At 72.5% G+C, this 21,895-nt stretch carries 21 protein-coding genes and 1 riboswitch; of the genes, 10 read left to right on the top strand and 11 right to left on the bottom strand.

What is annotated here, in order from left to right:
- Window positions 1-105 precede the first annotated feature (105 nt).
- The gene (locus ACZ6AA_RS31910; protein ID WP_471461785.1) at window positions 106-762 is read right to left on the bottom strand and encodes a hypothetical protein; all 657 of its coding nucleotides are present in this window, start codon (window positions 760-762) and stop codon (window positions 106-108) included.
- Window positions 755-1,534: an alpha/beta hydrolase gene (locus ACZ6AA_RS31905; protein WP_468449141.1), complete on the bottom strand. Its 780-nt coding sequence runs from the start codon at window positions 1,532-1,534 to the stop codon at window positions 755-757. Before ACZ6AA_RS31905 ends, ACZ6AA_RS31910 begins: the two co-directional genes overlap by 8 nt.
- Window positions 1,535-1,737: 203 nt before the next feature.
- Between ACZ6AA_RS31905 and ACZ6AA_RS31900 the strand changes: the two genes are divergently transcribed.
- The 5 genes from ACZ6AA_RS31900 (at window position 1,738) to ACZ6AA_RS31880 (ending at window position 6,861) form a co-directional block, all read left to right on the top strand.
- Complete coding sequence (locus ACZ6AA_RS31900) at window positions 1,738-2,499, top strand: lysophospholipid acyltransferase family protein (RefSeq protein ID WP_468450121.1); 762 nt, start codon at window positions 1,738-1,740, stop codon at window positions 2,497-2,499.
- 65 nt (window positions 2,500-2,564) lie between these two features.
- Window positions 2,565-3,824, top strand: a complete 1,260-nt coding sequence (gene macS, locus ACZ6AA_RS31895) for a MacS family sensor histidine kinase (protein WP_468449139.1) — start codon at window positions 2,565-2,567, stop codon at window positions 3,822-3,824.
- 92 nt (window positions 3,825-3,916) lie between these two features.
- Complete coding sequence (locus ACZ6AA_RS31890) at window positions 3,917-4,576, top strand: response regulator (RefSeq protein ID WP_468450119.1); 660 nt, start codon at window positions 3,917-3,919, stop codon at window positions 4,574-4,576.
- Window positions 4,577-4,720: 144 nt separating this feature from the next.
- The gene (locus ACZ6AA_RS31885; protein ID WP_468449137.1) at window positions 4,721-5,749 is read left to right on the top strand and encodes a 6-phosphofructokinase; all 1,029 of its coding nucleotides are present in this window, start codon (window positions 4,721-4,723) and stop codon (window positions 5,747-5,749) included.
- Between the two features lie 107 nt (window positions 5,750-5,856).
- Window positions 5,857-6,861 carry a 2-hydroxyacid dehydrogenase gene (locus tag ACZ6AA_RS31880; protein WP_468449135.1) on the top strand — a complete coding sequence of 335 codons (1,005 nt, stop codon included), beginning with the start codon at window positions 5,857-5,859 and terminating at the stop codon, window positions 6,859-6,861.
- On the opposite strand, the gene ACZ6AA_RS31875 is transcribed toward ACZ6AA_RS31880, so the two are convergent.
- Complete coding sequence (locus ACZ6AA_RS31875; RefSeq protein ID WP_471461780.1) at window positions 6,807-8,786, bottom strand: anthranilate synthase family protein; 1,980 nt, start codon at window positions 8,784-8,786, stop codon at window positions 6,807-6,809. The genes ACZ6AA_RS31880 and ACZ6AA_RS31875 overlap by 55 nt on opposite strands.
- A gap of 215 nt (window positions 8,787-9,001) precedes the next feature.
- Window positions 9,002-9,607: a TetR/AcrR family transcriptional regulator gene (locus tag ACZ6AA_RS31870; protein WP_471461777.1), complete on the bottom strand. Its 606-nt coding sequence runs from the start codon at window positions 9,605-9,607 to the stop codon at window positions 9,002-9,004.
- A 45-nt stretch (window positions 9,608-9,652) separates the two neighbouring features.
- On the opposite strand from ACZ6AA_RS31870, the gene ACZ6AA_RS31865 reads away from it, so the two are divergent.
- The 3 genes from ACZ6AA_RS31865 (at window position 9,653) to ACZ6AA_RS31855 (ending at window position 12,432) form a co-directional block, all read left to right on the top strand.
- Window positions 9,653-10,624 carry an SRPBCC family protein gene (locus ACZ6AA_RS31865; RefSeq protein WP_471461776.1) on the top strand — a complete coding sequence of 324 codons (972 nt, stop codon included), beginning with the start codon at window positions 9,653-9,655 and terminating at the stop codon, window positions 10,622-10,624.
- Entirely contained in the window at window positions 10,608-11,960 is a 1,353-nt protein-coding gene (locus ACZ6AA_RS31860; RefSeq protein ID WP_471461775.1) for a class II 3-deoxy-7-phosphoheptulonate synthase, read from the top strand. Before ACZ6AA_RS31865 ends, ACZ6AA_RS31860 begins: the two co-directional genes overlap by 17 nt.
- A 169-nt stretch (window positions 11,961-12,129) precedes the next feature.
- Complete coding sequence (locus tag ACZ6AA_RS31855) at window positions 12,130-12,432, top strand: (2Fe-2S)-binding protein (protein ID WP_468449125.1); 303 nt, start codon at window positions 12,130-12,132, stop codon at window positions 12,430-12,432.
- Between the two features lie 15 nt (window positions 12,433-12,447).
- Here the strand turns inward: ACZ6AA_RS31855 and bfr are convergent, their stop codons facing one another.
- Entirely contained in the window at window positions 12,448-12,927 is a 480-nt protein-coding gene (gene bfr / locus ACZ6AA_RS31850; protein WP_380851908.1) for a bacterioferritin, read from the bottom strand.
- 153 nt (window positions 12,928-13,080) lie between these two features.
- Between bfr and ACZ6AA_RS31845 the strand changes: the two genes are divergently transcribed.
- Entirely contained in the window at window positions 13,081-13,713 is a 633-nt protein-coding gene (locus ACZ6AA_RS31845; protein ID WP_468449123.1) for a sulfite oxidase-like oxidoreductase, read from the top strand.
- 27 nt (window positions 13,714-13,740) lie between these two features.
- On the opposite strand, the gene ACZ6AA_RS31840 is transcribed toward ACZ6AA_RS31845, so the two are convergent.
- The 6 genes from ACZ6AA_RS31840 to thiO form a co-directional block, all read right to left on the bottom strand.
- Window positions 13,741-14,295 (bottom strand): DUF4396 domain-containing protein, encoded by a 555-nt coding sequence (locus ACZ6AA_RS31840; RefSeq protein ID WP_468449121.1) that lies wholly within the window; start codon window positions 14,293-14,295, stop codon window positions 13,741-13,743.
- 83 nt (window positions 14,296-14,378) lie between these two features.
- A complete protein-coding gene (locus ACZ6AA_RS31835) occupies window positions 14,379-15,287 on the bottom strand; it encodes a deoxyribonuclease IV (protein ID WP_471461768.1) in 909 nt (302 codons plus the stop codon).
- A 57-nt stretch (window positions 15,288-15,344) separates the two neighbouring features.
- On the bottom strand, window positions 15,345-17,381 hold the full coding sequence (gene pknB, locus ACZ6AA_RS31830; RefSeq protein WP_471461765.1) for a Stk1 family PASTA domain-containing Ser/Thr kinase: 2,037 nt from the start codon (window positions 17,379-17,381) through the stop codon (window positions 15,345-15,347).
- Window positions 17,382-18,099: 718 nt separating this feature from the next.
- Complete coding sequence (locus tag ACZ6AA_RS31825; protein WP_468449115.1) at window positions 18,100-18,894, bottom strand: thiazole synthase; 795 nt, start codon at window positions 18,892-18,894, stop codon at window positions 18,100-18,102.
- A gap of 5 nt (window positions 18,895-18,899) precedes the next feature.
- Window positions 18,900-19,121: a sulfur carrier protein ThiS gene (gene thiS / locus ACZ6AA_RS31820; RefSeq protein ID WP_468449113.1), complete on the bottom strand. Its 222-nt coding sequence runs from the start codon at window positions 19,119-19,121 to the stop codon at window positions 18,900-18,902.
- A complete protein-coding gene (gene thiO / locus ACZ6AA_RS31815) occupies window positions 19,118-20,428 on the bottom strand; it encodes a glycine oxidase ThiO (protein ID WP_471461761.1) in 1,311 nt (436 codons plus the stop codon). The genes thiS and thiO overlap by 4 nt, the downstream gene beginning before the upstream one ends.
- Window positions 20,426-20,539, bottom strand: a riboswitch (TPP riboswitch). (Overlaps the previous gene by 3 nt.)
- A gap of 142 nt (window positions 20,540-20,681) precedes the next feature.
- On the opposite strand from thiO, the gene ACZ6AA_RS31810 reads away from it, so the two are divergent.
- Window positions 20,682-21,845 (top strand): NAD(P)/FAD-dependent oxidoreductase, encoded by a 1,164-nt coding sequence (locus ACZ6AA_RS31810; RefSeq protein WP_471461898.1) that lies wholly within the window; start codon window positions 20,682-20,684, stop codon window positions 21,843-21,845.
- Window positions 21,846-21,895: the final 50 nt, after the last annotated feature.

Raw genomic sequence — 21,895 nt, 5'->3', positions numbered from 1 at the left:
GGGAGTCCGGCCCAATATCAGCCCGTCCGGCGCTTGAGGACGAGCGCGAAGCGCGATCGACGGCGCCCCCGGCCAAGGGTCACCCCCCGACCGGGGCAACCGCCCCTAGACCACGGCCCCCCGGCCAGGATCCTCGTCGTCCTCGTCGTCCCCCTTCATGCGGAGCACCAACGTGGCGAACCCGCCCAGGAACCCACCGATCCCGAGCGTCGTCAGCCACCACGTCATCTGCCACCCGAGCAGCACCGCGAGCAACAGCAGCAGCGGGCCACCGATGACGGCGAGCCAGGCGAACTTGGCGGTGACCTCCGCGTCCGGCAGCGGCGGCGGCTCGGGCGGCACGAAGTGCCCCTCGTCGTCCGCGTCGAAGTCGTCCTCGGACGCCTCGGCCGCGCTGTAGTCCCGCGGCCCCCCGCCGCCCACACCCGGGGCGAAGGAGACGGAGCTGCCGAGCGCCTTGCCCGCGCCGTCGGCACCCTTGTCGGCGCCGTCGCCCTTGCCGCCGCTCCCGGCGCCGTCGCCCTTGCCGCCGCTCCCGGCGCCGTCGGTGTCGCCGCCCGCGGGGCCGTTGGTCTCCGGCTCCAGGAGCGCCAGGTCCTCCACGGACTTGAACGGCTTGGCGCCGGGCGGGTCCGCGGGCTCCTCGCCGTACCCGGCGACGATGGCGCGCCAGGCCGCGTCCTCGTCGAGGGGCACCGCCTGCTCCTGCGGCTCGCGGCTGTCGTCCTCGCGGCTCTCCTCCGCGTCATGCTGCTCAGCCACCGGTGGCCGTCCCTTCCTTGCCTGCGCTGGGGGCGAGCCGGCCGATGAACGAGAAGCTCTCCTCGAAGATCCGGTCCGCGTCGTGGTCCAACGTCGCGACGTGGTAGCTCTGTTCCAGCAGGATCTCCGTGACGTCCGTGGACGAGACCCGGCTGAGCACGCGGGCGGAGTCGGCGGGCGGCACGACATGGTCCTGCGGGCTGTGCAGAAGCAGCAGCGGCTGCGTGACCTGCGGCAGGTCGGCGTCGACGACCTGGAAGAACCGGCGCAGCGAGTGCGCGGCGTGCAGCGGCACCCGGTCGTACCCGATCTCCTCCGAGCCCGGCTTGGCGATGTCGCTCGCGATGCCCTTGGTGGTCGGCACCAGGAAGCGGACCACCGGCAGGGCGTGCGCGGCCAGGCCGTGCACCTTGTTCCCCGGGTTGACCACGACCACGCCGCGCACCGCGTCGCCGTGCCGCGCGGCGAGCCTGAGCGCGAGCGCGCCGCCCATGGACAGGCCGAGGACGAACACCTCCGCGCACCGCTCCGTCAGCGTCCGCAGCTCGCGGTCCACCTCCGCGTACCAGTCCTGCCAGCCCGTGACCTGGAGGTCCTGCCAGCGGGTGCCGTGGCCGGGCAGCAGCGGCAGCGAGACCGTCAGGCCGCGCGACGCCAGATACTCCGCCCAGGGGCGCAGCGACTGCGGGGATCCGGTGAAGCCGTGACACAGCAGGACGCCGACCTCGCCGCCCTCGTGGCGGTACGGCTCGGCTCCGGGGAGGACCGGCACCTTCGGTCTCCTTCTCGAGAGAGCGGGGGGTACTTCACCGTACGCGACCGGACTGACACCGACCAGGGCCGTCGCGCATACCGGACGCCCCCGGCACCGGCACCGGCCGGGGCGGTCGGCCCGCTCCGGAAGGAGCGCGGGCCCCACTCGGGTTATGGTCTGATCCACAGACACAGGAGGCACTCGGTTTGATCTACGGCGCAATGAAGCTGTCCATCGGAGGGCCCCTGAAGCTCGCCTTCAGGCCCTGGGTGGAAGGCCTCGAGAACATTCCCGCCGAGGGCCCCGCCATTCTGGCAAGCAACCACCTGTCCTTCTCGGACTCCTTCTTCCTGCCCGCGGTCCTCGACCGCAAGGTCACCTTCATCGCCAAGGCCGAGTACTTCACGACGCCCGGCATCAAGGGCCGGATGACGGCCGCGTTCTTCAAGGGCGTCGGCCAGCTCCCGGTGGACCGCTCGGGCGCGCGCGGCGCGGGCGAGGCGGCCATCAAGAGCGGCATCGAGGTCCTGGAGAGCGGCGAGCTGTTCGGCATCTACCCGGAGGGCACCCGCTCGCCCGACGGCCGCCTCTACCGCGGCAAGCCCGGCGGCCTCGCCCGGGTGGCCCTGGCCACCGGCGCGCCCGTGATCCCCGTCGCGATGATCGACACCGAGAAGATCCAGCCGCCCGGCAAGGTGATGCCGAAGCTGATGCGGCCCGGCATCCGCATCGGCAAGCCCCTGGACTTCAGCCGCTACCAGGGCATGGAGCACGACCGCTTCGTCCTGCGGGCCGTGACCGACGAGGTCATGTACGAGATCATGAAGCTCTCCGGCCAGGAGTACGTCGACATCTACGCGACCGCCGCGAAGCGTCAGCTCAGCGAGGCGGCCAAGGCGGCGAAGGAGACGGCCAAGAAGGAAGCGGCGGCCAAGGAAGCGGCCGTAAAGGAAGCGGCGGCCAAGGAACGGTCCGGCGCGTAGCCGCGTCCGTGTAGAGGGGCGTCCGTGGGAGAGGGGCGCACGACGGCGTCCTGTGGGGTGGGGTAGTGGCCAGGCGCGAAAAGGTCATGCGAATGTCGGTCGAGCAGCCGCTGTGGCGCGCCCTGACCGCGTACCGCGTGCTGACCATGCTGTACGCCATCGGCCTCTTCGTGGCCGGGTACTCCACCTTCGCCCGCCCCTGGCTCGCCATCGGCTACTACGCGGTGCTCGCCGCCTGGACCCTCGCCACCGTCCCCAAGGTCTCCGGCGCCGCGAGCTGCACCAAGCGCTTCCTCGCCGTCGACCTCGGGGTCGCGCTCACCGGCATTCTCCTGACGCCGGTCGCGGTCGAGCACTGGCGGGTCGTCGACGGCGGGCCGACGCTGCCGTCCATATGGACGGCCGGAGCCGTGCTCGCCTTCGCGATCAAGGGCGGCTGGCGCTGGGCCGCCTTCGCCTCGCTGCTCGTCGGCGTCGCCAACGTCGTCCAGCGCGGCGCGTTCAGCCGCGACACCGTCCACAACGTCCTCCTGGTCTGCATCGCCTCCATCGCCATCGGCTACGTCGTGGAGGTCGCCCGCGCCTCGGAGCGCACCCTCGCCCGCGCCCTGGAGATCGAGGCCGCGACCCGCGAGCGCGAGCGCCTCGCCCGCGACATCCACGACAGCGTGCTCCAGGTCCTCGCCATGGTGCAGCGCCGCGGCACCGCCATCGGCGGCGAGGCGGCCGAGCTCGGCCGGATGGCGGGCGAGCAGGAGGTCGCCCTGCGCACCCTGGTCGCCGGGGGCCTGATCCCCATCTCGTACGCCTCGGAGGACGTCTCCCAGGGCGCCGTCGTCCGGGTCGTCGAGGAACCCGACGACCCCGAAGGACCCGGCGACGACGGCACCACCGGCGCGACCGGCTGCGACCTGCGCCTGCTCCTCGGGCCCTTCGCCGGGTCGAAGGTGACCCTGTCGGAGCCCGGCGCCGCGGTGCCGCTCGCGCCGCACGCCGCCAGGGAGCTGACCGCCGCGGTCGGCGCCGCCCTGGACAATGTCCGCAGGCACGCCGGGCCGGACGCCCGCGCCTGGATCCTGGTCGAGGACGAGCCCGACGCCGTCGTCGTGACGGTGCGCGACGACGGCCCCGGCATCCCGGAGGGGCGGCTCGCCCAGGCCGAGGGGGAGGGGCGGCTCGGGGTCGCGCTGTCCATCCGGGGGCGGCTGCGGGACATCGGGGGCACGGCCGAGCTGATCTCGGTGCCGGGCCAGGGCACGGAAGTGGAACTGAGAGTCCCGCGCGCCGCGCGGGACGTACGGGGGAAGGCGGAAGCGACCCAATGAGTGGCAAGAGCAGCGAGCACGAGCGCGACGAACAGGGCGCGGCGGGACCCGACGCGTCGACCGGGGCGGGCGCCGCCGCACCGGTCAAGGTCATGGTCGTCGACGACCACCCGATGTGGCGCGACGCCGTCGCCCGGGACCTGGCCGAGTCCGGCTTCGACGTGGTGGCGACCGCGGGCGACGGCGAACAGGCCGTGCGTCGCGCCCAGGCCGCCGCGCCCGACGTCCTCGTCCTCGACCTGAACCTGCCGTTGAAGCCCGGCGTGCAGGTCTGCAAGGAACTCGTCGGCGCCAACCCCGCCCTGCGCGTCCTGGTCCTGTCGGCCAGCGGCGAGCACGCCGACGTCCTGGAGGCGGTCAAGTCCGGCGCCACCGGCTACCTCCTGAAGTCCGCGTCCACCGCCGAGCTGATCGACGCCGTGGGCCGCACCGCCGTCGGCGACGCCGTGTTCACCCCCGGCCTCGCGGGCCTGGTCCTCGGCGAGTTCCGCCGCCTGGCCTCCGAGCCCGCGCCCGCGACCCCCGACGAGCCGGGCGCCCCGCGCCTCACCGACCGCGAGACCGAGGTCCTGCGCCTGGTCGCCAAGGGCCTCAGCTACAAGCAGATCGCCGAACGCCTCGTCATCTCGCACCGCACCGTGCAGAACCACGTCCAGAACACCCTCGGCAAGCTCCAGCTGCACAACAGGGTGGAACTCGTGCGGTACGCGATCGAGCGCGGCCTCGACACCGACGACTCCGCCGGGACATGACCTCCTTCGGGTGAACCGGAGCCCCGCTCTCCACCGCAACTCCCGTACCACGCCCCGGAATTCACGGTTCGTCCCATGCCGAAGTGACGCGGATCACCATTAGCGTGGCCCGCGTCAGCGCAATCGCGGCGAAGGGACATTTCCATGCGGGTCGGAGTTCTGACCGGAGGCGGCGACTGCCCCGGACTCAATGCCGTCATCCGGGGCGTCGTCCGCAAGGGCGTGCAGGAGTACGCGTACGACTTCGTGGGTTTCCGCGACGGCTGGCGCGGACCGCTCGAAGGCGACACCGTCCAGCTCGACATCCCCGCCGTCCGCGGCATCCTGCCGCGCGGCGGCACCATCCTCGGCTCCTCGCGGACCAACCCCCTCAAGGTCGAGAACGGCATCCGACGGATCAAGGAGAACCTCGCCAAGTACGAGGTCGACGCCCTGATCGCCATCGGCGGCGAGGACACCCTCGGGGTCGCCGCCCGCCTCACCGACGAGTACGGCATCAACGTCGTCGGCGTACCGAAGACCATCGACAACGACCTGTCCGCCACGGACTACACCTTCGGGTTCGACACGGCCGTCGGCATCGCCACCGAGGCCATCGACCGCCTGCACACCACCGCCGAGTCGCACATGCGCGTCCTCGTCGTCGAGGTCATGGGCCGCCACGCGGGCTGGATCGCGCTCCACTCCGGGCTCGCGGGCGGCGCCAACGTCATCCTCATCCCCGAGCAGCGCTTCGACCTCGACCAGGTGTGCGCCTGGGTGACCTCACGCTTCAAGGCCTCCTACGCGCCGATCGTCGTCGTCGCCGAGGGCGCCATGCCCAAGGACGGCGAGATGGTCCTCAAGGACGGCACCCTCGACTCCTTCGGGCACGTGCGGCTCTCCGGCGTCGGCGAGTGGCTGTCCAAGGAGATCGAGAAGCGCACCGGCAAGGAGGCCCGCACCACGGTCCTCGGGCACGTCCAGCGGGGCGGCACGCCGAGCGCCTTCGACCGGTGGCTCGCCACCCGCTTCGGCCTGCACGCGATCGACGCCGTGCGCGACGGCGACTTCGGCAAGATGGTCGCCCTGCACGGCACGGACATCGTCCGCGTCCCCATCGCCGACGCCACCGCCAAGCTCAAGACGGTCGACCCCACCCTCTACAAGGAGGTGGGCGTCTTCTTCGGCTGACCCGCGCGACCGGCCCCCGGCCGCATCGCGCCGTCGGGCGGCGGGTGGAGCGGCGGGACCGTATATTCGGCGGCGCGGGGGCAACGCACGCGAGACCGGGAGCAACCGTGGAGATCCTTGCCTTCGGCGTCCAGGCGGACGAGCGCCCCCTCATCGAGAAGGCCTTCGCGCCGCACCACGACACCCGGTGCCTGGACGTCTTCCTGAACGAGGACACCGCCCCCATCGCCGCCGGGTACGAGATCATCTCGACCAGCGTCAACGCCAGCCTGAACAACCGCGTCCTGCAGACCCTCGCCGCCGGTGGCACGCAGATGATCGCCCAGCGCTCCACCGGCTTCAACAACATCGACCTCCAGGTCGCCGAGCGCCTGGGCCTGACGGTCGCCCGCGTCTCGTACTACTCGCCCTACTCCGTCGCCGAGTTCGCCTGGACCCTGGCGACCGCCGTCAACCGCCGCATCGTCCGCGCAAGCAACCGCACCCGCGACTTCGACTTCCGCCTCGACGGCCTGATGGGCCGGGACCTGCGCGGCCGCACCGCCGGAGTGCTCGGCACCGGCAAGATCGGCGAGGCCTTCACCCGGATCGCGCACGGCTTCGGGATGAATCTCCTCGGCTGGGACGTCGCCGAGAACCCCGCGTGCGTCGCGCTCGGCATGAAGTACGTGGGCAAGGAACAGCTGTTCGCCGAGTCCGACCTGATCAGCCTGCACGTACCGCTGCTGCCCGCCACCCACCACCTCATCGACGCCAGCGCCCTGCGCGCGATGAAGGACGACGCGATCCTGGTGAACTCCAGCCGCGGCGGCCTGATCGACACCGACGCGCTGGTGAGCGAGTTGCGCGCGGGCCGCTTCACCGGCGTCGGCCTCGACGTGTACGAGGCCGAGGCCGGGCTGTTCTTCCTCGACAAGTCCCTGGAGGCCGTCGAGGACGACACCCTGGCCCGTCTCGTCACCTTCCCGAACGTCGTCGTGACCTCCCACCAGGCGTACTACACGGTCGACGCCGTGAGCCAGATCATCGACACCACCGTCCAGAACGTCCTCGACTATCAGGCGGGCCGCCGCTCCGAGAACGTCCTCGTGCCCGCCGCGCCCCGCAGCTGACCGAGCAGTTCCCGCACGACGTCCGCCCCACGCAGCGACAGCACCGACTCCGGGTGGAACTGCACGCCCGCGAACCCGGGACCGCGCAGCGCGTGCACCTCCCCGCTCGCCCGGTCCCGGCTCACCTCGATCCCGTGCGCCGCCAGTTCGAGGGCCGCCTCCTCGTCGCAGCGCGCCACGAAGCTGTTGTAGAAGCCGACGGTCTCCGCCCGCCCGAACAGGTCGACCGTCGTCTGCGCCCCCTGGTACGGCACCTCCTTGCGCACGATCTCCAGGCCCAGCTCGGCCGCGATCAGCTCATGGCCCAGGCACACCCCGAGCACCGGATGCCGATGGCCGCGCACCAGCTCCGCCGCGAGCGCCCGCAGGAACCGCATCTTCGGGTCCCCCGAGGCGGCGGGGTCGCCAGGACCGGGGCCGAGGACGACGGGTCCCGCATGCGTGAGGGCCGCGTCCGCGAGGCCCGGCTCGTCGTAGCGGCGCACCGACACCGTCAGGCCCGACGAGCGCAGCACATGCGCGAGCATCGCCGTGAACGTGTCCTCGCCGTCGACCACGAGCGCGTGCCCGGACAGCTCCGCCGACGTTCCCCGAGCGCTCGACTCCGTTCGAGCAGGGGAGGCCCCCTTCTGCATCCGCAGCCAGAACGGGGCGAGCCCGGCCCGCCGCCCGTCGAGGGCCGCCCGCACCCGGGGGTCGTCGGCGAGCGCGGGCCGCGCGCTCTCGTGCCGCGGCCGCCCGGGCCGCACACCGAGCGCGGCGAGCACCCCGGCCGCCTTCGCGTGCGTCTCCGCCACCTCCCCGGCCGGATCCGAGCCGCGCACCAGCGTCGCGCCGACCGGCACCCGCAGACCCCCGCGCGCGTCGATGTCGGCGGTGCGGATCAGGATCGGCGAGTCCAGGGTCTGCGCGCCACCCGCGTCCCGGCCGATCAGCGCGAGCGCGCCCGCGTAGTAGCCGCGCCCGCCCGTCTCGTGCCGCCGGATCACCCGGCACGCGTTCTGCACGGGCGAGCCGGTGACGGTCGCCGCGAACATCGTCTCCCGCAGCACCTCCCGCACGTCCAGCGACGAACGGCCCCGCAGCTCGTACTCGGTGTGCGCGAGGTGGGCCATCTCCTTCAGCCGGGGGCCGACGACCACCCCGCCGCGGTCGCCGACGGTGCACATCATCTTCAGCTCCTCGTCGACGACCATCGACAGCTCCTCGGTCTCCTTGCCGTCGGCGAGGAACCGCAGCAGGTCGTCGGCCGTGGGGCCCTCGGGCGGATAGCGGTACGTCCCGCTGATCGGGTTCATGACGACCGTCCCGCCGGACATCCGCACATGCACCTCCGGGCTCGCCCCGACCAGCGTCCGCCCGTCCTCGCCTCCGGTGTGCACGACGAACGTCCAGTACGCCCCGCGCTCACCCACGAGCAGCCTGCGGAACAGCGCCAGCGCGTCGGCCCGTCCGAACCCGGGGATCTCGCCCCGGTACGTCCGCCGGATCACGAAGTTGGCGCCCTCGCCGCCGCCGATCTCCTCCCGCAGCACCCGGCCGACGGTCCGCGCGTACGCCTCGTCGCTCACGTCGAAGGCGCCCTCCGCCACCCGCACCTCGTGGTCGGGCAGCGCAGCCAGGGCCTCGGCGAGCGGGATCTCGTACGTCTCCTCGGGCGTGAGGACCGCGAGCGGCGTGCCGTCGTCGGTCACCTCGAAGCCGCGCTCCCTGATCTGCCGGAAGGGGATGAGGGCGAGGCCGTCTGGCAGGTCGGCGAGGCGGTCGCAGGTCGTGACCGGCCCGCGCAGGACCTCCACCGTGTCGTGGTCACGGCCGGGGGTGCGGCGGCGCAGCAGAGCGAAAGGGGTCTGCTCCTGGAGCAGTCGGTCGAGGGTGGTGGTGGGTGACGGGCGGTCGTCGGTCAGCAGGTTCCGCGGATCCATGGGGCTGTTCCTTCTCCGTGAGCGGACGGGGGAGGAACGGCCGGTCCGGAACGCTGCCGGAAAACACCGAAGGCCGCCCCTCGGGCGGCCTTCGCGATGTCTGGGTACGCGCAGTCAGTGGGCCGCCGAAGGAGCGGGCCACCACCAGTTCTGGGTCGAGTGCGCGAACATGCCCCGCACCCTAGCGCATCCCTGACCCGGGACGGCGGCGCGTCTCAGGGCCGGGCCATCAGCACATCCAGCGCCTCGTCCAGATAGGCGGCGAACTCGTCCTCGCCGGGCAGCACCGAAGGCGCCGCGTGGCCGAGCTGGGCGTGGCCCAGATACACCGAGTACGCGAGCAGCCCGCGGCGGCGCGCCTCGCCCTCCGGGAAGCCGAGGGCGGCGAAGAGGCCGGCGACGTATGCCACCCGGCGCTCGGTGACCCGCCGCAGCGCCGCGGCGACCTGGGGGTGCGAGGCGGTCGCCAGCAGCGAGACCTCCAGCGGGTCGGCGGACGCCGAGCTGATGGCCTCGGCGAACAGCAGCCGGACCCGGGTGCGCAGGTCCGGCTCCGCCTCGACCTCGCTGATGATCCCCTCGGTGTTGATCTCCGCCCAGCGCTCAAGGGCGGCCTCGATCAGGGCGTCACGGTTCGCGAAGTGCCAGTAGAAGCTGCCCTTGGTGGTGCCGAGCCGGACCGCGAGGGGCTCCACGGCGACGGCGGCGAGCCCGCCCTCACCGATGGCGGTGAGCGCCGCGTCGGCCCAGTCCTGAGCGGAGAGGCGGGGCTTTCGCGTGTCCGGGGTCGCTGTCCTCCGCTGCCGTTGCGCCATGACCATACGGTACCGTACGGTTGACCATACGCCAGCGTATGGAGGTGCGTCGTGGGTGTCGTGCGCAACGAACACGAGCGAGTGATCGAGGCTCCGGCGGCGGCCGTGGGGGCGCTGATCGACCGGCTCTCCGCCACGGACGACCCGCTCTTCCCGACCCCGGCCTGGCCCGCGATGACCTTCGACGGGCCGCTCGCGGTCGGCGCCACCGGCGGCCACGGCCCGGTGAAGTACGCGGTGACGGAGTACGAACCGGGCCGCCGGGTCCGCTTCGACTTCGCCGAGCCCGACAACGGCTTCCACGAGATATCCGTCGAGCCCCTGGGGGAGCGGCGCTGCCGCGTGCGGCACGTCCTGGAGACCGCGCCGCGGGGCCTGGACCGCATCCTGTGGCCGACGGTCGTCCGGCCGGTCCACGACACGATGGTCGAGGAGGTCCTCGACAACGCCGAGCGGGCGGCCGCGGGCCACTGCGCGCACCCCGTGCGCCGGTCACGATGGGTGCGACTGCTGAACGCCCTCGACTGGGACCGGCCCGAGACGGTCGCCGTCCCCGAAGGCGCCCGGCTGCTGCGCGCCGCCCTCGACCGGCCCGCCTACCAGGACGCGTACCGCATGCGGATGCTCCCCGGCCTGCCCCGCGACCCGCGCGCCTGGTCCCCCATGCTGCGCGAGGACTTCCCCGAGCTGGGGTGCGCCGACGGGGAGCTGCTGCTCCAGGTCGACATCGCGGGCCTGACCGCCCGCGCCTCGATCCTCGTCGACGACGCCCACATCACCCTCAGCACCTACGCCCGCCCCGACACCCGCCGCGGCCGCCTCTACTGGGCCGCCGTCCGCCTCGGCCACCCCTTCATGGCCCGGCTGATGCTGCGCCGCACCCATCGCGCCCTGGCCCTGGGGGCGCCGAGCGCGGGGGAGCGGGAGGCGGCGCGGGCGGTGTCGGCCCCGTCTCACTTTGTGAGCGTGGGGATGGACGAGGGTGCGGACCCCGTAGGGTTGACGCGTGACCGTGAACGCTAAGACCAGCGCGAGCGCTGGCAACACCTGGCGAGACCTGCCCGCGGCGCAGCAGCCCGAGTACCCCGATGCCGAGGCTCTGCGCGATGTGATCGCGGACCTCGAGTCGTATCCGCCGCTCGTCTTCGCCGGCGAGTGCGACCAGCTGCGCGCCCGCCTTGCGTCCGTCGCCAAGGGAGAGGCGTTCCTGCTCCAGGGCGGCGACTGCGCCGAGGCCTTCGACGCGGTGTCGGCCGATCACATCCGGAACAAGCTCAAGACCCTCCTCCAGATGGGCGCCGTCCTCACCTACGCCGCCTCCGTGCCGGTCGTGAAGGTCGGGCGGATCGCCGGGCAGTACTCCAAGCCGCGCTCCAAGCCGACCGAGACCCGCGACGGCGTCACCCTGCCGACGTACCGCGGCGACTCCGTCAACGGCTTCGACTTCACCGAGAAGGCCCGCGTCCCGGACCCCGAGCGCCTGAAGCGGATGTACAACGCCTCCGCGTCCACGCTCAACCTGGTGCGCGCCTTCACCACCGGCGGCTACGCCGACCTGCGCCAGGTGCACGCCTGGAACCAGGACTTCGTGAAGTCGTCCCCGTCCGGCCAGCGCTACGAGCAGCTCGCCCGCGAGATCGACAACGCGCTCAACTTCATGCGGGCCTGCGGCACGGACCCCGAGGAGTTCAAGACGGTCGAGTTCTACGCCTCGCACGAGGCGCTGCTTCTCGACTACGAGTCGGCGCTGACCCGCGTGGACTCGCGTACGGGCCAGCTGTACGACGTCTCGGGCCACATGGTCTGGATCGGCGAGCGCACCCGTCAACTGGACGGCGCGCACATCGAGTTCGCCTCGAAGATCCGCAACCCGATCGGCATCAAGCTCGGCCCGACGACGACGGCCGAGGAGGCGCTGCGGTACATCGACCGCCTCGACCCGGACCGCGAGCCCGGCCGCCTGACGTTCATCGCCCGCATGGGCGCGGACAAGGTCCGCGACAAGCTCCCCGAGCTGGTCGAGAAGGTCACCGCGTCCGGCGCCACCGTGGCCTGGATCACCGACCCGATGCACGGCAACACCTACGAGGCGGCCTCCGGCCACAAGACCCGCCGCTTCGACGACGTGCTCGACGAGGTCAAGGGCTTCTTCGAGGTCCACAAGGCGCTCGGCACGCACCCGGGCGGCATCCACGTGGAGCTCACCGGCGACGACGTCACGGAGTGCGTGGGCGGCGGCGACGAGATCTTCGTCGACGACCTGCACCAGCGCTACGAGACGGCGTGCGACCCCCGGCTCAACCGCAGCCAGTCGCTGGACCTGGCGTTCCTGGTGGCGGAGATGTACCGGGACCAGTGATCATCTGACCTGGGTATTCCCCGGTTGCGCAGGTGTGGGGCGCGGATCCATGTGATCCGCGCCCCACGTGCGTATCCCGGGCTTTTGCGCAGCCGGAGGCGCGGGTAAGGTTAGGTTAGCCTCACCGATCAATCGGGACGGCCGCCACTGATCAGCCTGTCCTCGGGAGGTGAACCGCGTGTACGTCTGCAACTGCTTCGGGGTCACCGAAGAGCAGGTGAAGAAGCACGCGGAGGCCGGTGCCTGCACCCCCCGCCAGATCGCCTCCGCCTCCAAGGCGGGCACGGACTGCGGTTCGTGTGTACGCCGCATTCAGTCGCTGCTCGGCCGTGGCGCATGCCCGCGGCGCGAGCTGGTGGACCAGGGCGAGCCGGCCGTGGCGCTGGCCCCCGAGGCGGAGCTGCCGAAGATTCCCGGGATTCCGGCGGCCGTGCCTGCTCCGGAGCGCGAGGAGCTCCCGGAGGCCGCCTAGCGGCTCCCCGCCGGGCTAGCCCTCCGGCTGCTCGATGAGCTGCGCGATGTACAGCGGCTCGCCGAGCTTCTCGACCAGCTCGAGCTGGGTGTCGAGATAGTCGATGTGGTGTTCCTCGTCCTCGAGGATCGACTCGAAGATGTTCGCGGATGTGATGTCGCCCTTGGCGCGCATCACCTCGATGCCGCGCTTGAGGCGGTCGATCGCCTCCACCTCGATCTGGCGGTCCGCCTTGAACATCTCGGTGACGGTCTGGCCCACGCGCACATGGAACAGCCGCTGGTAGTTGGGCAGACCGTCGAGGAAGAGGATCCGGTCGGTCAGCACCTCCGCGTGCTTCATCTCGTCGATCGACTCGGACCGGGTGTACTTGGCGAGCTTCGTCCAACCGAAGTTGTCCTGCATCTTGGCGTGCAGGAAGTACTGATTGATCGCGGTCAGCTCGGCGGTCAGCTGCTCGTTGAGAAATTCGATGACCTCGGGGTCGCCCTGCATCGCAGAGGCTCCTTCCAAGCGGGTGACTGGGCAGGTCCGCGCATCTTTGCACCGGTATCCGGGGCCGTCCAGTAAGTGCATGCTTAGTAGGAGTTGCCCGAATCCACGTATACCTGGTCACGTCCACTGCTCGCCGTCTGTCAGGATGGAGCCATGGGTCAGCCGGTGGGTCGCACATCTCGAGACGTGGCGGAACCGGAGCTTCCGCCGGGGCAGCGACTGCAGCGCGGCTGGCCGGTCACGCACTACGGACCGGTGCCCAAGTTCCGCCCCGAGCGCTGGGAGTTCAGGGTCTTCGGCGCCACCGCCGACGGCGAGAAGCACTGCTGGACCCATGAGGAGTTCTCGGCCCTGCCGTACGCCACGGTGGTCGGGGATCTGCACTGCGTCACGAAGTTCAGCATGCTCGGCGCCGAATGGGGCGGGGTGCTCGCCCGCGACCTCCTCGCGCTCGCGCCGCCCGCGCCCAACGCCACTCATGTCATGGTCTGGGCCGAGTACGGCTTCAGCTCCAATCTGCGCATGGCCGACTTCGCCTCCGAGCGCACGATTTTCGCCACCCACAAGGGCGGCGAACTCCTCACCGCCGAGCACGGTTTCCCGCTGCGGCTCGTGGTGCCCCAGCTGTACGCCTGGAAGGGCCCGAAGTGGGTCCGGGGCGTCGAGTACATGACGGCCGACCGCCGCGGTTTCTGGGAGGAGCGGGGCTACCACAACATCGGCGACCCCTGGCGGGAGCAGCGGTACTCCTACCAGGAGGAGCCGGGGGACGGCCCGGAGCTGTAGTCGCTCCGGGCCGGTGTCCGGCCGGGGTCAGTGGTGGTACTGGTGGACCACCGCGTGGCCCTTGCCGCGGCCGATCATCCACTTGTTGACCGGGGTGGTGATCACGAAGGCGGCGGCGAGCGCGATGGCGAGGACGATCCAGAACATCGCGTCCGTGAGATGGGCGTCCATGGCGCCGGGCCAGAGGGCGATCACGCCGTTGTCGATCAGCTCCATCACGGCGATGGAGAGGGTGTCGGCGGCGAGCGCGACCTTGATCGCTGTCCGGAAGTCGACGCCGGACTTCAGGATGCCGCGCAGCGTCAGCGCGTAGCCGAAGAAGAACGCTAGGGCGATCGCGAGCACCATCGTCGGCACGTTGCCCCAGCCGAGCGCGGTGCCGATCACCATGCCGAGGACCTCGCCGATGGCGCACCCGGTGAGGCAGTGCAGGGTGGCCTGCGCGGCCATGGACCAGCTGACCTTGCCCATGCCGTGGTGCCCGCTGTGGCTGTGGCCCGCGTGCCCGCCGTGCTCCTCATGCCCGCCGTGGCCCTCGTGGCCGCTGTGGTCCTGGTGTCCGGCGTGCGTGTCGTGCTGCATGAGAAATCCCCCAACGTCGAATAACGGCTCCTGCACTGACAGGAACCGTATACCCCTGGGGGGTATTCCTCAAGAGGGAAGGATCATGCGTCCCGTAGCTCCTTCAGGCGGGCCACATCGGCCGCGTGCCCCTCCTTGCCGCCCGGCGTCTCGATGATCAGGGGCACGCCCTCGGTCGCCGGGTGGGTCATCAGCTCGCGGAACGGGTCGGCGCCGATGTGGCCGGAGCCGATGTTCTCGTGGCGGTCCTTGTGGGCGGCGACGACGTCCTTGGAGTCGTTGGCGTGCACCAGCTTCAGCCGGCCCGGGCCGACCGTGTCCACGAGCAGGTCGAGGGTCTGCTTCATGCCGCCGGGCCCCGCCAGGTCGTGCCCCGCCGCGAAGATGTGGCAGGTGTCCAGGCAGACGCCGAGCTTCGGATGGGCGTCCAGGGCCTCGAAGTACGGCCCGAAGTCCCAGGTGCGCGAGCACAGCGAGGCGCCCTGCCCGGCGGTCGACTCCAGGAGCAGGAACGGGTCGTCGTCATGGGTCAGCTCGTCCAGCAGCGGCAGCACCCGCTCCCGTACCTGGCGCAGCGCCACCTTCCGCTCCCGGCCGCCCGTCGCCGAACCGGTGTGCACGACGACCCCGAGCGCGCCGATCTCGCGACCGCGACGCAGGGAGTGCCGCATCGACTCCACGGACTTCTCCACCGTCGCCTCGGTGTGCGAGCCGAAGTTGATCAGGTAGGGGGCGTGTACGTAGGCGGGGACGCCCTCGGCCGCGCAGACGGCCCGGAACTCCTCGTCCTGCTTCGGGTTCCCGGGCGGGGTCGCCCAGCCGCGCGGGTTGGCCACGAAGACCTGCACGGTCTCGGCGGCGAGGTCGCGCGCGTAGGCGAGGCCCACGGAGGCGAGGCCGCCCGCGACGGGGACGTGGCTGCCGACGGGGTTGCGGCGGGCCTGCGCGGTCAGGGGGGTGCGGGGGGAGTCGGGGGACTTCTCGGTGCTCACCCGGTCAAGGGTGGCACGGGGCGGGGGCGGGGACCGGCGTGGGGGCCGGTCCCCGGCTCAGCCGATCTTGATGGTGATCGTCGACCCCTTGGGGGCCTTGTCGCCGCCGTCCACCGACTGGTCCTTCACCTTGTCCGCGAAGATGTCGAGCAGCCCGCGGTCCTCGTCGACGTCGAAGCCGGCCGCCTCCAGCTTGTCCCTGGCCTCGTCGACGCTCATGCCCTCGACGTCCGGGACCTCGACCAGCGGCGGGCCCTTGGAGATCGTCAGCTCGACCGTGTCGCCCTCGGCGACCGTCCTGTCCCCGCTCGGGGACTGCTCGACGACCGTGCCCTTGTCCTCGTCGGAGGTGACCCGCTCCGGGGCGATCCGCACCTTCAGACCGGCTTCCTCCAGCTCCGCGCGGGCGTCGCTCTCCGCGTCGCCGGTGACGTCGGGCAGCTCGACCGCGCGGCCCTTGCTGACGACGAGCGCGACGGCCGAGCCCGCCTTGCGGACCTTTCCGGCCCCCGGGTCCGTGCTGATCACGGCGCCCTTCTCGACGTCGTCGCTGAAGGCCTTGGTGACCATGCCGGCCCCGAGGCCCGCGTCGTCGAGCTCGTCCTTCGCCTTGTCCAGGGGTGTGCCCTCGAGGTCCGGCACCTTGACGGTCTCCGGGCCGAGGGAGACGGTCAGCGTCACCTTGCCGTTGTGCCGGATGCGCTCGCCGACATCGGGGTCGGTCGCCATGACCGTGCCGCGCTTGTCGGTGTCGCTGTACGCGCGCTTGACCTTGCGTACGTCGAGACCGGCGCTGTCGAGACGCTTGCGCGCGTCGGCCTCCGTCTTCGCCAGGAGCGGCGGGACCTTCGTGAACTGGCCCGAGTTGATGTACCAGACGCCCGCGCCGAGCCCGAGGGCCAGCAGGACGGCGGCGATCACGGCGGTGATCCCGCGGCGCGTGGTGAGGCGCTGCCGGAACCGCGCCACGGGGGAGGCGGGGGCCGCCGACGGGGGTGGTCCGGGCGGCGGGGTGCGCAGCACGCTGGTGTGGCTGAGCCCGTCCTGCCGGGGGTCGGGTTCCTGGCGCGGGGAGGTGCGGGGATCCGTCGCGGGGCGCTCGGGCTCGTCCGCGGTGGGCAGGGGCAGCTGTACGGGGCGTGCCGCGCGCGGAATGACGCTCGTACGGTCCTCGGAGCCGCCGTGCCCGTTCTGCCCGCTCTGGCTCTCGGTGCCGCGGGCCTGCGGGGGTATCGCGTCCAACTGCGCCTCGGTGAGTGCGAACCGGGCCTCGCGCAGCTGCCCGAGGAGGGCCACCGCGTCGTGGGGGCGCAGGTCGGGGTTGCGCGCGGTCGCCGACGCGACCAGTTCGTCGAGCTCGAAGGCGAGGCCCGGTACGGCGGCGGAGGGCGGCGGTACGTCCTCGTTGAGGTGCTGGAAGAGGACCTGGGCGGGGGAGTCGCCCTGGTGCGGCTTGGTGCCGGTGAGCATCTCGTACAGGACGACACCGGAGGCGTACACGTCGACCCGGGTGTCGGCCGTGCCGTGCTCGATCTGCTCCGGGGCGAGGTAGGAGACCGTGCCGAGGACCGTGCCGGTCGTGTTCGTGACGGAGTCCACGGCCCGTACGAGACCGAAGTCGGCGACCTTCACCCGGCCGTCGTCCCCTATCAGGACGTTCTCCGGCTTCATGTCGCGGTGCACGAACCCGGCGCGGTGCGCGGCGCCGAGGGCGGCGAGCACGGGCTCCAGGATGTCCAGGGCGGCGCGGGGGCGCAGGGCGCCGCGCTCGCGCAGTACGTCGCGGAGCGTGCACCCGGCGATGTACTCCATCGCCAGATACACGTACGGGCCGTCCGTGCCCTGGTCGAAGACCCCGACCACGTTCGGGTGCGCGAGGCGGGCCACCGACTTGGCCTCGCGGATGAAGCGGTCGACGAACGAGGCGTCGGCCGCGAGGGTCGGGTGCATCACCTTCAGGGCGAGCATGCGGTCGAGACGGGTGTCCACGGCCCGGTAGACCGTGGCCATCCCGCCGACCGCGATCCGTCCGTCGACGCGATAGCGGCCGTCGAGCACCTGCCCGACGAGGGGGTCCTTGAGGGTCGTGTCCACGGGGGGAGTCTACGAGGCGGTGCTCGGGGCGCGGCGCTCGCGGGCGGTGGGCCGACGAGACTGCAGCGCACCTGTAACCGACGCCGAACCGCCCCGTACCCGGGGCCGCTCTCCTCCTCCGCCCCGGCAACCCCCACACCGCGCTGCGCGCGGCCTCTCCCACCCGCCCACCCGTGACTGTCGTCCCCGAGGCGAGCCCGTCCCCTCCGGGTGGCTCCCGCCTGCCCCGTGCCCCCGTGCGGCCGTGCTGCGCGCGGCCTTCCCGCCCGCCTGTGACTGTTGTCCCCCCGGGGTGAGGCCGTCCCCTGCGGGGTGGCTCCCGCCTGCCCCGTGCCCCCGTGCGGCCGTGCTGCGCGCGGCCTTCCCGCCCGCCCGTGACTGTTGTCCCCCCGGGGTGAGCCCGTCCCCTGCGGGGTGGCTCCCGCCTGCCCCGTGCCCCCGTGCGGCCGTGCTGCGCGCGGCCTTCCTGCCCGCCCGTGACTGTCGTCCCCCCCGGGGTGAGCCCGTCCCCTGCCGGGCAGCTCCCGACTGCCCCATGCCCTCGACGCGCCGCTTCCCCCGGCCCGGCCTGGCCCCCGCGGCCCTTCCGCGGCCGTCGCCGCCCCCCACCCCTCACCCCGGTCTCGCAACGCGCCCCCCTGGGTGCACCCGGGGACAACAGTCACGGGTGGGCGGGTGGGAGAGGCCGCCGCGGAGCGGTGGCTGGGGTTGCCGGGGGTCAGAACGCTGGGCGTTCGGGGTCGAGGGTGGCTTGGCCGGTTGTGGGGGATGAGGCCTCGGCGAAGTGGCGTCGGGGGATGCGGCCGCCCAGGTGCGCCAGGCGTCCCGCCAGGACTCCGTGACGCATCGCCTCGGCCATGAGCACGGGCTCGCGCGCCCGCGTCACGGCCGACGCGAGCATCACCCCGGCGCAGCCCAGCTCCATCGCGAGGGCCGCGTCCGACGCCGTACCGGCCCCGGCGTCCAGGATCACCGGCACGCTCGCCTGCTCCACGATGAGCTGGAAGTTGTGCGGGTTGCGGATGCCGAGCCCGGAGCCGATGGGGGAGCCGAGCGGCATCACGGCGGCGCAGCCCACGTCCTCCAGCTTCCGGGCGAGCACGGGGTCGTCGTTGGTGTACGGAAGGACGGTGAAGCCGTCGTCGACGAGGACCTCGGCCGCGTCGAGGAGTTCCACCGGGTCGGGCAGCAGCGTGCGCTCGTCCGCGATGACCTCCAGCTTCACCAGGTCGGTGCCGAGAGCCTCCCGCGCGAGCCGCGCGGTCAGGACGGCCTCGCCCGCGGTGAAGCAGCCCGCCGTGTTCGGCAGCACCCGCACGCCGAGCCGGTCGAGGACGGACAGCACGGAGCCCTGGACGCCGGGGTCGAGCCGCCGCATCGCGACGGTCGTCAGCTCCGTCCCGGACGCGACGAGGGACCGCTCCAGGACGTCGAGGCTGGGCGCACCCCCCGTACCCATGATCAGGCGCGACGACAGCGTGAGGCCGCCGATGACGAAGGGATCGTCCGCCATGTGCGTCAGCCTCCCTGGACGGCGGTGAGGACTTCGACGCGGTCGCCGTCGCTGAGCGCGGTGGCGGCCCACTCCGCGCGCGGGACGACGGTTTCGTTGAGCGCGGCGGCGACACCGGAGTGGGCGGTGGACAGTTGGGCGACGACGGTGTCGAGCGTGGTCCCGGCGGCCACGTCTCGTACTTCTCCGTTGACGGAGACGGCGAATACGGCGAACGGCGTGGTCATGCGGACAGCTCCGTGAGGTCCTCGGGGGATGCGGGGGAGGGGGTGGGAGTCGTGGGTGTGCAGGGTGGGTGTGGGAGTTCCGTGAAGCGGGCCGGTGTGAACGCCCGTGCCACCTCCGGCAGTTCGCCCGTGGACAGGGCGTGCGCCATGACGTCCCCGGTGACGGGCGTCAGGAGGACGCCGTTGCGGTAGTGGCCGGTGGCCAGGTGCAGGCCGGGCAGCGCGGTGGGGCCGAGGAGGGGCGCGTTGTCGGGGGACGCGGGCCGCAGCCCGGCGCGGGTCTCCGTGAGCGGCAGCTCCGTGATGCCGGGTACGAGTTCGTGGGCGTCGCGCAGCAGTTCGTACACGCCGCCCGCCGTGACCGTGGTGTCCCAGCCCAGTTCCTCGCTGGTCGCGCCGACGACCAGCTCACCGCTGACGCGCGGCACCAGGTAGACGTGGCTGCCGCGCACGACCGCGCGCACGGTGCGGTGGAGGAACGGCGCGTACCGCCCGGGCACCGTCAGCCGCAGCACCTGCCCCTTCACGGGCCGCACCGGCGGCAGCACGTCGCCAGGCACCCCCGCGAGCCGCCCGCTGAGGCTGCCCGCGGCGAGCACCGTCTGCCCGGCGGCCAGCGCGGTGCCGTCGGCGAGGACGACGCCGGTGGCCCGCTCCCGTACGACCGAGAGCTCCTGCGCCCACGCGCGCGTGAACGTCACCCCGGCCTGTTCGCAGGCCACGACGAGGGCGGCCGCGAGCCTGCGCGGGTCGACCTGGTGGTCGTCGTCGACGCGCAGCCCGCCGCGTACACCCGGAGCGAGCATCGGCTCCAGACGGCGGCACTCGCGGCCGTTCAGCCACTCCGGTGTGAGCCCCGACCGCTGCTGGAGGGCGTGCAGTTCGCGCAGGTGGGCGCGGTCGTCGGAGTCGAGGGCGACGGCGAGCGTGCCGCACGCGCGGTAGCCGACGTCGTGCCCGGTCGCCTCCGTCAGCTCGGCCACGAAGTCCGGATAGCGGCGCGCGGAGGCGAGGTTGAGGCCGAGCAGGGTCTGCTCGCCGTGGTGGAGTTCGGTGACGGCGGCCAGCATGCCCGCCGCGACCTGCGCCGCGCCGCCGCCGGGATCGGGGTCGACGACGGTGACGGCGAGCCCGCGCTGCGCGGCCCGCCAGGCGGTGACGAGCCCGATGACGCCACCACCGATGACGAGGACGTCTGTGCTCGTACGCGCGGTGGTGTTCGGCGTCGTGCTCGTACGCGCAGTCGTGCTCGGCGTCGTGCTCGCGCTCGACCTCGTCCGTGGATCTGAATTCGTACGGGAACGCATGGGCGTCCAGCCCCTCCCTTCGCCGGCATGACCCGGATCAGGTTCGTACGGTCGGAGGCCGTCCCAGCCTCCCTCTCAGCCCGGTGCGTCCGGGCTCCCGCGAGTGCTCTGCACGGCCAGCGTAGCCCGTCGTCCCGCGGGTGGTTAAGCCCGTCGTGTCCGCGGGCGGGGGCGCCGTCCTACAGTTGGCCGGGTGAGCGAGGAGCAGAAGCGGGTGGAGTCGGGGCGGCGCGTCGTGATCGTCGGCGCCGGGATGGCCGGGGTGCAGTCCGCCGTGGCGCTGCGCGAGCAGGGGTTCACGGGCGCGGTCACGCTGATCGGCGCGGAGCCCCATCAGCCGTACGACAGGCCGCCGCTGTCGAAGGCGGTGCTCCTCGGCAAGGCGGAGGGCTCGGCCTTCGACATCGACTTCGAGGCCCTCGGCGTCGAACTGCGGCTCGGCGTCGACGTCACCGGTGTCCGCCCCGCCGACCATGAACTGGACACCGAGGCGGGCCCGGTCGCGTACGACAGCCTGGTCCTCGCGACCGGAGCCGAACCGATCCGCCTGCCCGGCTCCGAGGGCGTCCCCGGCGTACATCTGCTGCGCACCCTCGACGACGCCGAGCGGCTGCGGCCCGTCCTCGCCGAGCAGCACGACGTCGTGGTCGTCGGCGCGGGCTGGATCGGCGCGGAGTTCGCCACGGCGGCCCGGGAGGCGGGCTGCTCGGTGACCGTGGTGGAGGCCGCCGACCGGCCGCTCGCGGGCGCGCTGCCCGCCGAGGTCGCGGCGCCGATGACGGCCTGGTACGCGGACGCGGGCGCCGAACTGCGCACCCACGCGCGCGTGGAGCGTGTCGAGCCCGGCGTGGTGTTCCTCGACGACGGCACGCGGCTGCCCGCGGGCGCCGTCGTCGTCGGCATCGGCGCGCGGCCCGCGACGGCGTGGCTCGCGGGCTCCGGCATCGCGCTCGGCGCCCACCGCGAGGTGCTCGCCGACGACCATCTGCGCACGTCCGCGGCCGATGTGTACGCCGTCGGCGACTGCGCGTCCTTCCCCTCGCGGCGGTACGGCGAGCGGCTGCTCGTGCACCACTGGGACAACGCCGTCCAGGGGCCGCGCACGGTCGCCGCCGCCATCGTCGGCGAGAGCCCGACGGCGTACGACCCCGTCCCGTACTTCTGGTCCGAGCAGTTCGGCCGCTTCGTCCAGTACGCGGGGCATCACACCCCCACCGACGACCTCCTCTGGCGCGGCGACCCCACCACCCCGGCCTGGTCGGTCTGCTGGCTCCGCGACGGCGCCCTGACCGCCCTCCTGGCGGTGGGCCGCCCCCGCGACCTGGCCCAGGCCCGCAAACTGATCGAGTCCGGGTCCCGCTTGGACCCGACGCTGCTGGCAGACCCGTCGGTCCCTCTCAAGAAGGCCACGGCCTGATCGGCGCATCTGTTTGTGAGTGGCTCCGGTTCCGGCCCACCTCAGTGACC

This window comes from Streptomyces sp. NPDC040610, assembly GCF_055594065.1.
This window is presented reverse-complemented; position numbering and strand designations above follow the sequence as displayed.

Excerpts from the sequence above, each read along its gene's own strand:
- ACZ6AA_RS31900 (WP_468450121.1), top strand. The coding sequence starts at position 1,738 with ATGAAGCTGTCCATCGGAGGGCCCCTGAAGCTCGCCTTCAGGCCCTGG.
- ACZ6AA_RS31890 (WP_468450119.1), top strand. The coding sequence starts at position 3,917 with ATGGTCGTCGACGACCACCCGATGTGGCGCGACGCCGTCGCCCGGGAC.
- ACZ6AA_RS31885 (WP_468449137.1), top strand. The coding sequence starts at position 4,721 with ATGCGGGTCGGAGTTCTGACCGGAGGCGGCGACTGCCCCGGACTCAAT.
- ACZ6AA_RS31875 (WP_471461780.1), bottom strand. The coding sequence starts at position 8,786 with ATGGATCCGCGGAACCTGCTGACCGACGACCGCCCGTCACCCACCACC.
- ACZ6AA_RS31870 (WP_471461777.1), bottom strand. The coding sequence starts at position 9,607 with ATGGTCATGGCGCAACGGCAGCGGAGGACAGCGACCCCGGACACGCGA.
- bfr (WP_380851908.1), bottom strand. The coding sequence starts at position 12,927 with ATGCAGGGCGACCCCGAGGTCATCGAATTTCTCAACGAGCAGCTGACC.
- ACZ6AA_RS31845 (WP_468449123.1), top strand. The coding sequence starts at position 13,081 with ATGGGTCAGCCGGTGGGTCGCACATCTCGAGACGTGGCGGAACCGGAG.
- ACZ6AA_RS31840 (WP_468449121.1), bottom strand. The coding sequence starts at position 14,295 with ATGCAGCACGACACGCACGCCGGACACCAGGACCACAGCGGCCACGAG.
- ACZ6AA_RS31825 (WP_468449115.1), bottom strand. The coding sequence starts at position 18,894 with ATGGCGGACGATCCCTTCGTCATCGGCGGCCTCACGCTGTCGTCGCGC.
- thiS (WP_468449113.1), bottom strand. The coding sequence starts at position 19,121 with ATGACCACGCCGTTCGCCGTATTCGCCGTCTCCGTCAACGGAGAAGTA.
- thiO (WP_471461761.1), bottom strand. The coding sequence starts at position 20,428 with ATGCGTTCCCGTACGAATTCAGATCCACGGACGAGGTCGAGCGCGAGC.
- ACZ6AA_RS31810 (WP_471461898.1), top strand. The coding sequence starts at position 20,682 with ATGGCCGGGGTGCAGTCCGCCGTGGCGCTGCGCGAGCAGGGGTTCACG.